15 protein-coding genes are annotated in these 13470 nt (G+C 65.5%); 5 read left to right on the top strand and 10 right to left on the bottom strand.

Annotated features, from left to right (window positions below):
- Window positions 1-232: 232 nt before the first annotated feature.
- From ureG to BMY03_RS12335, 8 genes are read right to left on the bottom strand one after another with little or no spacing between them, the layout of a single operon-like run.
- On the bottom strand, window positions 233-856 hold the full coding sequence (ureG, locus tag BMY03_RS12370) for an urease accessory protein UreG (RefSeq protein ID WP_023632538.1): 624 nt from the start codon (window positions 854-856) through the stop codon (window positions 233-235).
- 11 nt (window positions 857-867) lie between these two features.
- Window positions 868-1542, bottom strand: coding sequence for an urease accessory protein UreF (locus tag BMY03_RS12365; protein WP_094011209.1), 675 nt, complete (start codon window positions 1540-1542; stop codon window positions 868-870).
- Window positions 1542-2087, bottom strand: a complete 546-nt coding sequence (locus BMY03_RS12360) for a HupE/UreJ family protein (RefSeq protein WP_038706008.1) — start codon at window positions 2085-2087, stop codon at window positions 1542-1544. The genes BMY03_RS12365 and BMY03_RS12360 overlap by 1 nt, the downstream gene beginning before the upstream one ends.
- 19 nt (window positions 2088-2106) lie before the next feature.
- A complete protein-coding gene (ureE, locus tag BMY03_RS12355) occupies window positions 2107-2592 on the bottom strand; it encodes an urease accessory protein UreE (protein ID WP_038706007.1) in 486 nt (161 codons plus the stop codon).
- 10 nt (window positions 2593-2602) lie between these two features.
- Window positions 2603-4306 carry an urease subunit alpha gene (gene ureC, locus BMY03_RS12350; RefSeq protein WP_038706006.1) on the bottom strand — a complete coding sequence of 568 codons (1704 nt, stop codon included), beginning with the start codon at window positions 4304-4306 and terminating at the stop codon, window positions 2603-2605.
- Entirely contained in the window at window positions 4303-4620 is a 318-nt protein-coding gene (locus BMY03_RS12345) for an urease subunit beta (protein WP_023632872.1), read from the bottom strand. Before BMY03_RS12345 ends, ureC begins: the two co-directional genes overlap by 4 nt.
- Window positions 4621-4630: 10 nt before the next feature.
- Window positions 4631-4933 (bottom strand): urease subunit gamma, encoded by a 303-nt coding sequence (locus BMY03_RS12340; RefSeq protein WP_038706005.1) that lies wholly within the window; start codon window positions 4931-4933, stop codon window positions 4631-4633.
- A 10-nt stretch (window positions 4934-4943) separates the two neighbouring features.
- On the bottom strand, window positions 4944-5777 hold the full coding sequence (locus BMY03_RS12335; RefSeq protein WP_038706004.1) for an urease accessory protein UreD: 834 nt from the start codon (window positions 5775-5777) through the stop codon (window positions 4944-4946).
- A 283-nt stretch (window positions 5778-6060) separates the two neighbouring features.
- On the opposite strand from BMY03_RS12335, the gene BMY03_RS12330 reads away from it, so the two are divergent.
- The 5 genes from BMY03_RS12330 to BMY03_RS12310 all read left to right on the top strand — a co-directional run bounded on the left by BMY03_RS12330 (window position 6061) and on the right by BMY03_RS12310 (window position 10140).
- Window positions 6061-6429, top strand: coding sequence for a glyoxalase superfamily protein (locus BMY03_RS12330; RefSeq protein ID WP_038706003.1), 369 nt, complete (start codon window positions 6061-6063; stop codon window positions 6427-6429).
- The gene (locus BMY03_RS12325) at window positions 6426-6779 is read left to right on the top strand and encodes a hypothetical protein (RefSeq protein WP_094011257.1); all 354 of its coding nucleotides are present in this window, start codon (window positions 6426-6428) and stop codon (window positions 6777-6779) included. The genes BMY03_RS12330 and BMY03_RS12325 overlap by 4 nt, the downstream gene beginning before the upstream one ends.
- A 120-nt stretch (window positions 6780-6899) precedes the next feature.
- On the top strand, window positions 6900-7919 hold the full coding sequence (locus BMY03_RS12320) for a branched-chain amino acid aminotransferase (protein ID WP_038706002.1): 1020 nt from the start codon (window positions 6900-6902) through the stop codon (window positions 7917-7919).
- A gap of 171 nt (window positions 7920-8090) precedes the next feature.
- Complete coding sequence (locus BMY03_RS12315) at window positions 8091-8771, top strand: response regulator transcription factor (protein ID WP_038706001.1); 681 nt, start codon at window positions 8091-8093, stop codon at window positions 8769-8771.
- Complete coding sequence (locus tag BMY03_RS12310) at window positions 8749-10140, top strand: sensor histidine kinase (RefSeq protein ID WP_094011208.1); 1392 nt, start codon at window positions 8749-8751, stop codon at window positions 10138-10140. Before BMY03_RS12315 ends, BMY03_RS12310 begins: the two co-directional genes overlap by 23 nt.
- 118 nt (window positions 10141-10258) lie before the next feature.
- Here BMY03_RS12310 and cysS read toward each other — a convergent pair whose 3' ends face one another.
- Together cysS and BMY03_RS12300 are read right to left on the bottom strand one after the other, a co-directional pair.
- On the bottom strand, window positions 10259-11641 hold the full coding sequence (gene cysS / locus BMY03_RS12305) for a cysteine--tRNA ligase (protein WP_038705999.1): 1383 nt from the start codon (window positions 11639-11641) through the stop codon (window positions 10259-10261).
- 9 nt (window positions 11642-11650) lie between these two features.
- Window positions 11651-13354 (bottom strand): glutamine--tRNA ligase/YqeY domain fusion protein, encoded by a 1704-nt coding sequence (locus tag BMY03_RS12300; RefSeq protein ID WP_094011207.1) that lies wholly within the window; start codon window positions 13352-13354, stop codon window positions 11651-11653.
- Window positions 13355-13470: the final 116 nt, after the last annotated feature.

The raw sequence follows: 13470 nt of genomic DNA, 5'->3' as shown, positions 1-13470 counted from the left end.
ACAGTGTCCTTTCAGTGATTTCCCGGTTTGATTTGCACAGGCGAAGCGCTCCTCCTGCAGCCCGGTTGACTCTATCTTCTGTTCCTGCCAGGCAGCGTTAGGAAGAAGTCACTTCGCCACGTGAAAGCGCTTCATTAACTCGTAGGAAATCGTCCTTGAGGACGTACTGGCACCCAGGTGAAGCGCCGCAACCGTTAACGCAGCGCGGTGTGGGCTGCGCTCGGTCTCATGGCTAGCGCGCAACCCCCAGCATCCCGCGCTCGACAATGAAATCGATCACTGCCTGCAGCCCCTCGCCTTTCTTCAGGTTGCTGAACGTCCACGGCCGCTCCGGGCGCATGCGCCGGGTGTCACGTTCCATCACCTCCAGCGACGCCCCCACATAGGGCGCGAGGTCGGTCTTGTTGATCACCAGGAAGTCCGACTTGGTGATGCCCGGTCCGCCCTTGCGCGGGATCTTCTCGCCCTCGGCGACATCGATCACATAGATGGTCAGGTCGGCCAGCTCCGGGCTGAAGGTGGCGCTCAGATTGTCACCGCCACTCTCGACGAAGATCACCTCGAGGTTGCCAAACTGGCGCGCCAACGCCTCGACGGCCGCCAGGTTCATCGAGGCGTCCTCGCGGATCGCCGTGTGCGGGCAACCGCCGGTCTCGACGCCGACGATGCGCTCAGGCTCCAGGGCCCCGGCTTCGGTAAGGATGCGCTGGTCTTCCTTGGTGTAGATGTCATTGGTCACCACGGCGATCTGGTAGTGATCCCGCATGGCCTTGCACAGGGCTTCAAGCAGCGCGGTCTTGCCGGAACCGACCGGGCCGCCGACGCCGACACGCAGGGGTTGCTGATAGTTTTGCATCGTGGCTGTCCTCAGGAACGGAACAAACGGGTGTATTGGGTTTCATGGCGCGATGAAGCGATGGCCAGCAGCGGCAGGCCGCCGCCGAGCTGGTCGTCGTCAAGGCCCAGAGCATGATCAAGCACGGCAGGCAGTTCCTCGCCCAAGTCGCGTAGCAGGGTTTGCGCGGCCTGCTGGCCGAAGGGCACCAGCTTCACCCCCGCCATCACCGCACCCTCGAGCCAGGCGAAGCCATGGCCCAGGGCGAGCTGACGCAACGGGATCGACCAGTGCGCCCCGAGCCAGGCCATGCCGCCCAGCTGGCTGAGCTCGAGGCTGGCGCGCCAGGCTGGCTCCTGCCCCAATTGCCAGCCATCGAGCAGACGCGCCAGGGCGCTGCCGCGCTGCCGTTCTTCCAGGCGCAGTTCGGCGGTCTCGCGGTTGGCCAAAAGAAACTGGCTCCAGTGCGCGAAAGCGTCGGCATCTTCGGCCTGGCAGGCCTTGTACAGGCGCGCCAGCAATGGCCAGTCGAGGTGGCCGAGGGTGTCGTGCAACTGCTCGCGCTGCCAGGCGGCGAAGCCTTTGGCATCCTTCACCCAACCGGCTTCCACGGCCCACTCCAGGCCTTGCGAGTAGGTGAAGCCGCCCACCGGCAAACCCGGGCTGGCCAACTGCAGCAAGCGCAGCAGCGCCAGATCAGTGTGCATCAGCCGGCCAGCACCAGCGCGGCGCCCGCCAGCAGGCCGCCGCCGAAAGCCTTCTGCAGGGCGGCATGGCGCCGCAGCAGGCAGCCTACGCCAAAGCCCGCCGCCAGTAGCAGGCCGCTGACCGTTACAAAACCGGCACTGAATTGCCAGAACGCGCTAGGGGTGGCTTCCACGCCATGGGCCCAACCGTGGAACAGGGCGAACACCGGCATGATCAGCGACAGCAGCAACTGACGACTCGGCACCAACATGGCCGCGGCCGCCACCAGCAGCGAGCCGAGGATCATCTGCTCCATGCCGACCACATCGCCGAACAGATGGCCGCAGACCGCGCCGCCGAACATCGCCGCCAGGGTCGCCAATGGCAAGGTCAGGCTGCGCCCCGTCAGGGCGGCCAGCACACCCGTGCCGAGCAGCATCAGCAAGTGATCGAGGCCGGTCAGCGGGTGCAGCAGGCCATCCTGCAACGGATTGCTGTCGTGGCCAGGATGGGCGAAGGCCGGCAAGGCCACCATCAGCAAAACCAGGGCGAAAGTCTTTTTCATTGTGGGCTCCGGGATGAAGTCAGGAATGGGCAGGAAGACGCACGAACGGGTGATCGTGGCCATGGGAATGGCTGTGGGGGGCGCTCTGGTAGGCACCGGCCTCGGGCTCGAATGGCGCCTGTTCGGCGATCACTTCCAGCCCCAGGCCACGCAGCATGTCGTCGAGCACATGGTCGTGCTGGAAGCGCAACAGACCCGGCTCGATCTGCAACGGCACATGGCGATTGCCCAGGTGATAGGCGGCGCGGGCCAGCAGGTGAGGATCGGCGCAGCGCACAGTCGAGACCGCCTCGGGGGCGGCAAGCACGCGAATGACCTGTTGGCCATCGGCATCGGCCAGCAATTCGCCGCCGCGCAGCAGGTGGCCGCGTTCGAGCATCAGCCCGGCCTCGCGGCCGTCGTCGAGGGTGACGCGCAGGCGGCTCTTGATGCGGCTGTCGACATTCAGGGTGACGCTGCCGGTGATGGCTTGGGCTGCAGTGATCCGGCGTGTGAGGACAATCATGTTCGCTCCTTCAGAACAGGAAATAACGCTGTGCCAGCGGCAACTCGTGCGCCGGCTCGCACACCAACAGCTCGCCGTCGGCACGCACCTGGTAGGTCTGGGCGTCGACCTCGATCAGCGGTTGCAGGGTGTTGTGGACCATGTCGGCCTTGCGCACCTGCCGGCAACCGTGGGCCAGGCCGATCAGGCTCTGCAGTTTCAGCTCTGCGGGCAGGCCTCGGTCCAGGGCGGCCTGGGGCAGGAAGGTCATGCGCGTGGCATGCCGCGCCGCCCCCAGGGCGCCGAACATCGGCCGGTAATGCACCGGCTGCGGGGTTGGAATGGAGCCATTGATATCTCCCATCGGCGCCGTGGCGATCATGCCGCCCTTTACCACCAGCGCCGGCTTGACCGCGAAGAACGCCGGTGCCCACAGCACCAGGTCGGCCAGTTTACCCACCTCCACCGAGCCGACCTCGTGGGCGATGCCGTGGGTCAGCGCCGGGTTGATCGTGTACTTGGCGATGTAGCGCTTGACCCGAAAGTTGTCGCTGTAGGCGCTGTCCGGGGCCAGCGGGCCGCGGCGCAGCTTCATCTGGTGCGCAACCTGCCAGGTGCGCAGCACCACCTCGCCGACCCGGCCCATGGCCTGGGAGTCGGACGAGGTCATGGCGAAGGCGCCCATGTCGTGGAGGATGTCCTCGGCGGCGATGGTCTCGCGACGGATGCGCGACTCGGCGAAGGCGACGTCCTCGGCGATGCTCGGGTCCAGGTGGTGGCAGACCATGAGCATGTCGAGGTGCTCGTCTACCGTATTCACGGTGTAGGGCAGCGTCGGGTTGGTCGAGGATGGCAGCACATTGGCCTGGCCGGCCGCGCGGATGATGTCCGGCGCATGGCCACCGCCCGCCCCTTCGGTGTGGAAGGTATGGATGGTGCGCTCGCCGATGGCCGCCAGGGTGTCCTCGATGCAGCCCGACTCGTTGAGGGTATCGGTGTGGATCGCCACCTGGATGTCCATGTCCTCGGCCACCCCCAGGCAACAGTCGATGGCCGCTGGTGTCGAGCCCCAGTCCTCGTGCAACTTGAGGCCCACGGCGCCGGCGGCAATCTGCTCGCGCAGGGCTTCGGGCCGCGAGGCATTGCCCTTGCCCAGCAGGCCGATGTTGATCGGCAGGCAGTCGGCGGCCTGGAGCATGCGCGCCAGGTACCAGGGCCCTGGGGTGCAGGTGGTGGCGTTGGTGCCGGTGGCCGGGCCGGTGCCGCCGCCGATGAAGGTGGTTACCCCGCTGGTCAGCGCCTCCTCCACCTGCTGCGGGCAGATGAAGTGGATATGCGAGTCGATGCCGCCAGCGGTGACGATCTTGCCTTCGGCGGCGATGACCTCGGTGCCCGGCCCCACCGGTACCGTGACGCCGGGCTGCACATCAGGATTGCCGGCCTTGCCGATGGCGGCGATACGGCCATGCTTGACACCGATATCGGCCTTGACGATGCCCCAGTGATCGATGATCAGCGCGTTGGTCAGCACCAGATCCATGGCCTCGGCGGCGAGCATCTGGCCTTGGCCCATGCCGTCGCGGATCACTTTACCGCCGCCGAACTTGACCTCCTCGCCATAGATCGTGAAGTCCTTCTCGACCTCCACCCACAGCGCGGTATCGGCCAGGCGCACGCGGTCACCAACGGTAGGCCCGAACATATCAGCGTAGGCCTGGCGGGAAATGCGGCTCATGCCCTTTCCTCCAGCACGCCCATCACCTTGCCCTGAAAGCCGTGCACCTCGCGCTTGCCGGCATAAGCCACCAACTGCACGGTGCGTGATTGCCCGGGCTCGAAGCGCACCGCGGTGCCGGCCGGGATGTCCAGGCGAAAGCCTCGGGTCGGCCCGCGCTCGAACACCAGGGCATCGTTGACTTCGTAGAAGTGGTAGTGCGAGCCCACCTGTACCGGGCGATCGCCATGGTTGGCCACGCTGACGCTGACGCTCAGGCGACCGACATTTAGCTCGATGTCGCCTGCGGCGACCTGGACTTCTCCTGGAATCATGCCGGCCTCCTCAAACGATGGGTTCATGCACGGTCACCAGCTTGGTGCCGTCGGGGAAGGTCGCCTCGACCTGAACGTCGTGCAGCATTTCCGGCACGCCGGCCATCACCTGCTCGCGCACCAGCACCTCGCGACCGAGGCTCATCAGCTCGGCCACCGTGCGGCCATCGCGGGCGCCTTCGAGCACTGCGGCGCTGATCAGCGCCACCGCCTCCGGGTAGTTCAGTTTCAGGCCACGGGCCAGTCGTCGCTCGGCCAGCAAGGCGGCGGTGAACAGCAGCAATTTGTCTTTCTCTCGCGGGGTCAGCTCCATGGCGGCTCTCTCAGGTGGCCCAAATGCGCGGCGGGCACGGTGCCAGGCCGAGCACGGCCGGGCGCAGCAAGTGCCAGAGGCGCTGCAGGTTGCGTTGCAGGTGTTGGTTGTCGTGGTCGAGCAGGCGGATCACCAGCAGCGGGCCGAGCAGCGTCGCGCCGGCTGGGGTTTCGAGTTCGTCGAGGATCTGCCGCGCCCGCTCCAGCACCGTCTGGTCGGCGGGTACTGCGCAGAAGGTGGCGAGCAACGGATGCCCGGCGACCTTGTCCAGCAGCCCACCCTCGATGCGCAGGCGCTCGTGCAGGCCCGGCTCGCCGGGCAGTTCGATGCGCAGGCGGCTGTCCAGCGCGCCCTCTTCGAAGCACTCGTTCATCACCGGACGGCCCAGACACAGCGTCTCCCAGGCCAGCAGGCGCGCGCCGGGTTCAAGGCTGAAACGGCTGTCGAGGCCAGCGCGGGCGCCGTTGAAAAAGATACTGTCCTGCGGCAGCCATTCCAGGGTGCTGCCGGCGGCGAGGTGAAAGCGCTGGCCCAGCCGCGCTGTTGGGCCGATGCTGCGGTAGAACTTGCTTGCGCCAGGCATGGTGAGCAAGGCATGGCTGCCGGGCTCAAGGTGGACGTCAAGCTCGAGACGGTCGCCGGCGACGATGCCCCCTGGAGGGTGCAGCACATAGACATGGCATGGTGCTCCCTCCGGATAGAAAGGCCGCTGCACCAAAAGAGGTCCGACATGATGGCGCGCACCAAGCCGGGTCACGCCGTCACGCTGGACGAAGCGCAACCGCAGGTGGGCGCGCCAGCCTGGCTCTGCCTGTAGCGGGTCGATCTGTTGCGCCGACGACATCCTCAAACCCCTGAAATCCATGGCCTGACGGCCGGATGAGGGCCCTGCGCGGGGCGCTTGCAGGCGCGCCGGGCTGACCACTCGATCAATATTCGCTGGAGGGATATAGCAGGGAGCGGGCCAACTGCGCAGATGAACGATGATGAAACTTTCGGACCGTCAGTCATGCCGCAAGGCTGCGGGCCAGAGCGGCTACGCCCGGACGCGCGATTCAAGTGCCTGCCGGCGTGGCGAAGTAGGCTAAAGTGACCACCCTGCCCCTTTTCGAGCCAAGGACGCCCCCATGCAATTCGCACCCGCCATTCCGATCCTGCGGATCTTCTCGGTCGACAAGGCCCGGGAGTTCTACCTCGATTTCCTGGGCTTCCAGCTCGACTGGGAACACCGCTTCGCCCCGGACCTGCCGCTGTACATGCAGATCCACCGCGACGGCTTGATCCTGCACCTGTCCGAACACCACGGCGACGCCACGCCGGGCTCGGCGGTGTTTGCCCGGGTCGAGGACCTCAAGGCGCTGGAGTGCGAACTGCTGGCCAAGCGCTACGGCTACGCCCGCCCGCAGGCCGAGGCGGTCGACTGGGGCCTGGAAATGCAGGTGGCCGACCCGTTCGGCAACCGCCTGCGCTTCTGCCAGCAGATCGACAACGTCTGATGGCCAGCGGCAAGCGCGCCCTGGCGCGCCTGGAGCGGGAGATGGTCGCCTGCTTGACCGAAGCCTGCGCCACTGCCCAGGGCGAGATCGTCGGTTTCGCCTGGCTCACCCACCAGGTGGACCTCGACGACTTCCCCGCCAGCCTGCGCATCACCTGGGTGTTCACCGATGACACCGACAAGGCCCGCGCGCTGGCCGGCGCGGACAAGGCGCGGATGATCGCGCTGACGGCCCAGGCGCTGCGTGACGCAGGCTTCGAACTGGACCATGTCGCCTGGCATGTGCGCTTCGACAGCGAGGAGGCATGTTGGCGCGATCATGGCGGGGACTGGAACCGGCGCTTGCGTTGAACCATGTGCCCCGCTCCTACAGATTTCCTACAGTTCCCGATCCGCGCCGGATGTATTAAGGTGGCGGGGTGCGCATATAAAAGCAGCCCGCCGTGTTCGGGCAAGAGCAATGAGGGTGTCATGAGTAACGAAAGCATTAACTGGGACAAGCTGGGTTTCGACTACATCAAGACCGACAAGCGTTACCTGTCCGTATGGCGTAACGGCGAGTGGGACAAGGGCACCCTGACCGAAGACAACGTGCTGCACATCAGTGAAGGCTCCACCGCCCTGCACTATGGCCAGCAGTGCTTCGAAGGCCTGAAGGCCTACCGCTGCAAGGATGGCTCGATCAACCTGTTCCGCCCGGACCAGAATGCCGCGCGCATGCAGCGCAGCTGCGACCGTCTGCTGATGCCACGGGTGTCGACCGAACAGTTCATCGAAGCCTGCAAACAGGTGGTCAAGGCCAACGAGAAGTTTGTCCCACCGCACGGCAAAGGCGCCCTGTACCTGCGCCCATTCGTGATCGGCACCGGCGACAACATCGGCGTGCGCACCGCCCCTGAATTCATCTTCTCGGTCTTCGCCATCCCGGTCGGCTCGTACTTCAAGGGCGGCATGACCCCGCACAAATTCCTCATCTCCGACTTCGACCGTGCCGCCCCGCAGGGCACCGGCGCGGCCAAGGTCGGCGGCAACTACGCGGCCAGCCTGCAGCCGGGCTATGAAGCCAAGAAAGCCGGCTTCGCCGACTGCATCTACCTTGACCCGCTGACCCACAAGAAAATCGAGGAAGTCGGGTCGGCCAACTTCTTCGGCATCACCGCCAACAACGAATTCGTCACGCCGAAGTCGGTCTCGGTGCTGCCGGGCATCACCCGCTTGTCGCTGATGGAACTGGCCGAATCGCGCCTGGGCCTGAAGGTCATCGAAGGCGACGTGGAAATCGACAAGCTCGACCGTTTCGTCGAAGCCGGTGCCTGCGGTACCGCTGCGGTGATCACGCCAATCGGCGGCATCCAGTACAACGGCAAGCTGCACGTATTCCACAGCGAAACCGAAGTCGGCCCCGTGACGCAGAAGCTGTATGCCGAGCTGACCGGCATCCAGAGCGGTGATGTCGAGGCGCCAGCGGGCTGGATCGTCAAGGTCGTTTAAGCCCGTGCCGTCATGAGAAGGGGCGTGCCAGCAATGGCACGCCCCTTTCTTTTTACTGCTGCGCCATCTGAGCGTCAGCCGCGGCAGTATTGCCTAGATGAATTTTTCTTAAATCGCCGGTTGTCTATTCTTTGGCACAATCAGGTCTCCACTCGCCGCCCAGGAACCAGCATGCCTCGCGTACTGACTATCGAAGACGACGCTGTCACCGCCCAGGAAATCGTCGCCGAACTGTCCAGCCACGGTCTGGAAGTCGACTGGGCAGACAATGGCCGTGAAGGCCTGGCCAAGGCCATCGCCGGCGGCTACGACCTGATCACCCTGGACCGCATGCTGCCCGAGGTCGACGGCCTGACCATCGTCACCACCCTGCGCAACCTGAAGATCGCCACGCCGATCCTGATGATCAGCGCGCTGTCGGACGTCGACGAGCGCGTGCGCGGCCTGCGCGCCGGCGGTGACGACTACCTGACCAAACCGTTCGCCTCCGACGAAATGGCCGCCCGGGTCGAGGTGCTGCTGCGCCGCAACAGCGTGCCGATGACCCAGACCCGCCTGCAGGTCGCCGACCTCGAGCTTGACCTGATCAGCCACGAAGCCCGCCGCGGCGAACAGGCGCTGAACCTGCTGCCCACCGAATACAAGCTGCTCGAGTACCTGATGCGCCACTCCGGCCAGGTGATCACCCGGATGATGATCTTCGAGGAGGTGTGGGGCTACCACTTCGACCCCGGCACCAACCTGATCGACGTGCACATCGGCCGCCTGCGCAAGAAGATCGACTCGCCCGGCCAGAACCCGCTGATTCGCACCGTGCGGGGCTCCGGCTATGCCATTGCCGAACCCGTCTAAGGGCTGGAGCTCCTCCACCAGCCGTCTGCTGGCGCTATACAGTTTCCTGTTCGTGGCCTGGAGCAGCATCCTCATGGGGGTGCTGTACTTCGAGGTCACCAGCTACCTGAACAAGCTCACCCGCCACTCGATGCTGCAACGCCAGCACCTGTTCGCCCACATGAGCGGCAAGCAGCTGGACGACGCGTTGGTCGCCAGCCAGGCCTTCGAGGAGCGCAGCTTCGACGCCTACGGCCTGTTCGATACCCAGCTCAACCCGATCGGCGGGCGCATCCGTGCAATTCCCTCGGAGCTGGGCCTGGACGGCAAGGTCCATGAGCTCAAGCGTTGCCTGGACGCCGACGATCCCCATCTGCCCCGCGACAGCTGCGATGCCGTGGCGATCAAGGTGCAGGACGGTCGCTGGCTGGTGCTGGTGCGCGACAACGGCTCGCTGTTCGTGGTGACGAGGATCATCCTCGACGCTCTGCTCTGGGGTATCTCGCTGACCTTGATCCCGGGCTTCGCCGGCTGGTACCTGCTACGGCGCAGGCCGCTCAAGCGCATCCGCGCGATCCAGGCCCAAGCCGAGCTGATCGTCGCCGGCGACCTCACCCACCGCCTGCCCCTGTCGGCCCGGCGCGATGAACTGGACATGCTCGCCGCCATCGTCAACGCCATGCTTGACCGCATCGAGCGGCTGATGCACGAGGTCAAGGGCGTCTGTGACAATATCGCCCACGACCTGCGCACCCCGCTGACGCGCCTGCGTGCCCAGCTCTACCGCATCCGCCAGCAAAGCGGCAGCGACTCCGCCGAAGGCGCGGCGCTGGACCAGGCGATCGGCGAGACCGACACGCTGATGGCCCGCTTTCGCGGGCTGCTACGCATCAGCGAACTGGAAGACCGCCAGCGCCGCGCCGGATTCGTCCGGCTCGACCCGCAAGGGTTGCTGGCGGAGCTTCATGACTTCTACCTGCCGCTGGCCGAGGATGGCGGCATCCGTCTGCACCTGGAGCAGCCTGCGCAGCTGGCGGCGCTACATGGCGACCGGGAACTGCTCTTCGAAGCACTGGCCAACCTGGTGGGCAACGCGATCAAGTTCACCCCCGAGGGCGGACAGGTGCGTATCGTCGCCAACGAGGACGAGGCCGGCGTGCATATTGCTGTCGAGGACAGTGGGCCGGGGATTCCGGCGGATGAGCGCGAGGCCGTGTTGAAGCGCTTCTACCGCAGTGAGGAAGGCCATCGCCACGCAGGGTTCGGGCTGGGGCTGTCGATCGTCGCGGCGATCGTCGACCTGCACGGCTTCGGGCTGGAGGTGGCCAGCAGTGCGCTGGGTGGGGCAAGGCTGGTGCTGCATTGCCCGCTGGCGGGGCCGGTAAAGTAGCAGCCTGAAAAGCATCGCGGGGCAAGCCCGCTCCCACGCTGACACCCGATTGCAGATGCGTCGACGTGGGAGCGGGCTTGCCCCGCGATTGGGCCGCACAACGGCCCCGGTTGCAGTATCAGTCAGCCAGGCGCCAGGTAGTGGTGCCCTTGCTGTCTTCCAGCACCACGCCCATGGCGGCCAGCTGGTCGCGGATGCGGTCAGATTCAGCCCAGTTCTTGTCGCTGCGCGCCTGCAGACGCGCCTGGATCAGCGCCTCCACTTCAGCGGCATCGACCTTGCCCTCGGCGCCGGCGCGCAGGAAGTCATCGGCTTCCAGCTGCAGCACACCCAACACATCCCCCAACTCGCGCAGACGACCTGCCAGGCCGGCGGCGGCCTCGGGGTCGCTGTCACGCAGGCGGTTGATCTCGCGCACCAGGTCGAACAGCACGGCGCAGGCTTCGGGTGTACCGAAGTCGTCGTTCATCGCCACGGTGAAACGCTCGACGAATGCCTCGCCACCCTGGGCAGCCACGCGCGGCAGGCCACGCAGCGCATGGTAGAAGCGCTCGAGCGCGCCCTTGGCGTCGCGCAGGCTGTCCTCGGAGTAGTTGATCGCGCTGCGGTAGTGGCTGGCCACCAGCAGGTAACGCACCACTTCCGGGTGATACTTGTCGAGCACATCGCGGATGGTGAAGAAGTTGTTCAATGACTTGGACATCTTCTCGCCGTTGATACGGATCATGCCGCAATGCATCCAGGCGTTGGCGTACTGCTTGCCGGTGGCCGCCTCGCTCTGGGCGATCTCGTTCTCGTGGTGCGGGAACTCCAGGTCGCTGCCGCCACCGTGGATGTCGAAGCTCTCGCCCAGGCAGCAGGTGGACATTACCGAGCACTCGATGTGCCAGCCCGGACGGCCCGGACCCCACGGTGAATCCCAGTAGGGTTCGCCGGGCTTGACGCCCTTCCACAGCACGAAGTCGAGCGGGTCCTGCTTGGCCTCGTCGACTTCGATGCGCGCGCCGATGCGCAGGTCTTCGATCTTCTTGCGCGACAGCTTGCCGTAGCCGACGAACTTGCCGACCCGGTAGTACACGTCGCCATTGCCCGGCGCGTAGGCGTAGCCCTTGTCGATCAGGGTCTGGATCATCGCGTGCATGCCGGGGATATGGTCGGTGGCACGCGGCTCCAGGTCCGGCTTGAGGATGCTCAGGCGGCGCTCGTCCTCGTGCATCGCGTCGATCATGCGGGCGGTCAGCGCGTCGAACGACTCGCCGTTCTCGTTGGCCCGGTTGATGATCTTGTCGTCGATGTCGGTGATGTTGCGCACATAGGTCAGCTCATAGCCGCTCTTGCGCAGCCAGCGGGTGACCAGGTCGAAGGCCACCATGCTGCGACCGTGGCCCAGGTGGCAGTAGTCGTACACGGTCATGCCGCACACGTACATGCGCACCTTGTTGCCGTCCAGCGGCTTGAAAACTTCCTTGGTCTTGCTCAGCGTGTTGTAGATGGTAAGCACGAAGGTTCCTCAGCTGCCCCACGAATCGCGCAGGGTCACGGTGCGGTTGAACACCGGGCGACCCGGCTGGGAGTCTTTCAGGTCGGCGCAGAAGTAACCTTCGCGCTCGAACTGGAAGCGGTCTTCCGGTTGGGCCTGGCCCAGGGAAGGTTCCGCGCGACAACCACTGAGCACCTGCAGCGAATCGGGATTGATGTTGTCGAGGAACGTGCCGCCGTCTTCGGTCTTCTCCGGGTTGGCCGAGCGGAACAGGCGGTCGTACAGGCGCACTTCGCACTCGATGCTGCCCTCGGCCGGCACCCAGTGGATCACGCCCTTGACCTTGCGGCCCTCGGGGTTCTTGCCCAGGGTGTCCGGGTCGTACGAGCAGCGCAGCTCGACGATGTTGCCGTCTGCGTCCTTGATCGCCTCGTAGGCACGGATCACGTAGCTGCCGCGCAGGCGCACTTCACCGGCCGGCTCCAGGCGTTTGTAGCCCTTGGGCGGCTCTTCCATGAAGTCGTCGCGGTCGATGTACAGCTCGCGGGCGAACGGCAGCACGCGCACGCCCATGTCTTCCTTCGGGTGGCGCGGCAGTTCGAGCTGCTCGACCTGACCCTCGGGATAGTTGGTGATGACCACCTTGAGCGGGCGCAGCACGCACATGGCGCGTGGCGCGGTGCGGTCCAGGTCGTCACGGATGCTGAACTCGAGCATCGCCATGTCGACCACGCCGTCGGAACGGTTGGTGCCGATCATCTCGCAGAAGTTGCGGATCGAGGCCGGGGTGTAACCGCGGCGGCGGTAGCCCGACAGGGTCGACATGCGCGGATCGTCCCAGGCCTCAACGTGGCCTTCGTCCACCAACTGCTTGAGCTTGCGCTTGGAGGTGATGGTGTAGTTCAGGTTCAGACGGCTGAACTCGTACTGGCGCGGGTGCGCCGGCACCGGCAGCTTGTCGAGGAACCAGTCGTACAGCGGGCGGTGGCTCTCGAACTCCAGGGTGCAGATCGAGTGGGTGATGCCTTCGATGGCGTCCGACTGACCGTGGGTGAAGTCATAGTTGGGGTAGATGCACCACTTGTCACCGGTCTGATGGTGATGGGCATGGCGGATGCGGTACAGGATCGGGTCGCGCAGGTTCATGTTCGGCGAGGCCATGTCGATCTTGGCGCGCAGCACGCGCTCGCCGTCCTTGAATTCGCCGGCCTTCATGCGGGCGAACAGGTCCAGGTTGTCCTCGACGCTGCGCTCGCGGAACGGGCTGTTCTTGCCTGGCTCGGTCAGGCTGCCGCGGTATTCCTTGGCCTGCTCGGGGGTCAGGTCGCAGACGTAGGCGTTGCCCGACTTGATCAGCTCCACGGCCCAGGCGTGCAACTGGTCGAAGTAGTCCGAGGCGTAGCGCACCGGGCCTGCCCATTCGAAGCCCAGCCACTTGACGTCACGCTGGATGGAGTCGATGTACTCCTGGTCTTCCTTGGCCGGGTTGGTGTCGTCGAAACGCAGGTGGCAGACGCCGCCGAATTCCTTGGCCAGGCCGAAGTTGACGCAGATCGACTTGGCGTGGCCGATGTGCAGATAGCCGTTGGGCTCCGGCGGGAAACGGGTGACGATGCTCTGGTGCTTGCCCGCGTCCAGGTCGGCCTGGACGATCGGCCGCAGGAAGTTCACAGGGACGGCGGGGGCGCCTTTGGCAGCGGCGTTTGGCGCGTTGTCGGCAGTGGGCTTGCTCATAGTGTCCTTGAATGCAGGTAGCCGGCCGGGTAGGCCGATTGAATCAAAGGGCCTATCATAGCCGAAGCAGTCAAGCTGCTGACAGCCGGAGCACCGACAAAGTGGCGCGTTTTGTC

The sequence above is a fragment of the Pseudomonas soli genome, assembly GCF_900110655.1.
GTDB classification, from domain to species: Bacteria; Pseudomonadota; Gammaproteobacteria; order Pseudomonadales; family Pseudomonadaceae; genus Aquipseudomonas; species Aquipseudomonas soli.
This window is presented reverse-complemented; position numbering and strand designations above follow the sequence as displayed.

What these genes read in the sequence shown, in the direction of transcription:
- BMY03_RS12315 (WP_038706001.1), top strand. Translation starts at nt 8,091, where the DNA reads ATGCCTCGCGTACTGACTATCGAAGACGACGCTGTCACCGCCCAGGAA.
- BMY03_RS12345 (WP_023632872.1), bottom strand. Translation starts at nt 4,620, where the DNA reads ATGATTCCAGGAGAAGTCCAGGTCGCCGCAGGCGACATCGAGCTAAAT.
- BMY03_RS12330 (WP_038706003.1), top strand. Translation starts at nt 6,061, where the DNA reads ATGCAATTCGCACCCGCCATTCCGATCCTGCGGATCTTCTCGGTCGAC.
- BMY03_RS12320 (WP_038706002.1), top strand. Translation starts at nt 6,900, where the DNA reads ATGAGTAACGAAAGCATTAACTGGGACAAGCTGGGTTTCGACTACATC.
- BMY03_RS12360 (WP_038706008.1), bottom strand. Translation starts at nt 2,087, where the DNA reads ATGAAAAAGACTTTCGCCCTGGTTTTGCTGATGGTGGCCTTGCCGGCC.
- BMY03_RS12310 (WP_094011208.1), top strand. Translation starts at nt 8,749, where the DNA reads ATGCCATTGCCGAACCCGTCTAAGGGCTGGAGCTCCTCCACCAGCCGT.
- ureE (WP_038706007.1), bottom strand. Translation starts at nt 2,592, where the DNA reads ATGATTGTCCTCACACGCCGGATCACTGCAGCCCAAGCCATCACCGGC.
- BMY03_RS12365 (WP_094011209.1), bottom strand. Translation starts at nt 1,542, where the DNA reads ATGCACACTGATCTGGCGCTGCTGCGCTTGCTGCAGTTGGCCAGCCCG.
- ureC (WP_038706006.1), bottom strand. Translation starts at nt 4,306, where the DNA reads ATGAGCCGCATTTCCCGCCAGGCCTACGCTGATATGTTCGGGCCTACC.
- BMY03_RS12335 (WP_038706004.1), bottom strand. Translation starts at nt 5,777, where the DNA reads ATGTCGTCGGCGCAACAGATCGACCCGCTACAGGCAGAGCCAGGCTGG.
- ureG (WP_023632538.1), bottom strand. Translation starts at nt 856, where the DNA reads ATGCAAAACTATCAGCAACCCCTGCGTGTCGGCGTCGGCGGCCCGGTC.
- BMY03_RS12340 (WP_038706005.1), bottom strand. Translation starts at nt 4,933, where the DNA reads ATGGAGCTGACCCCGCGAGAGAAAGACAAATTGCTGCTGTTCACCGCC.
- BMY03_RS12300 (WP_094011207.1), bottom strand. Translation starts at nt 13,354, where the DNA reads ATGAGCAAGCCCACTGCCGACAACGCGCCAAACGCCGCTGCCAAAGGC.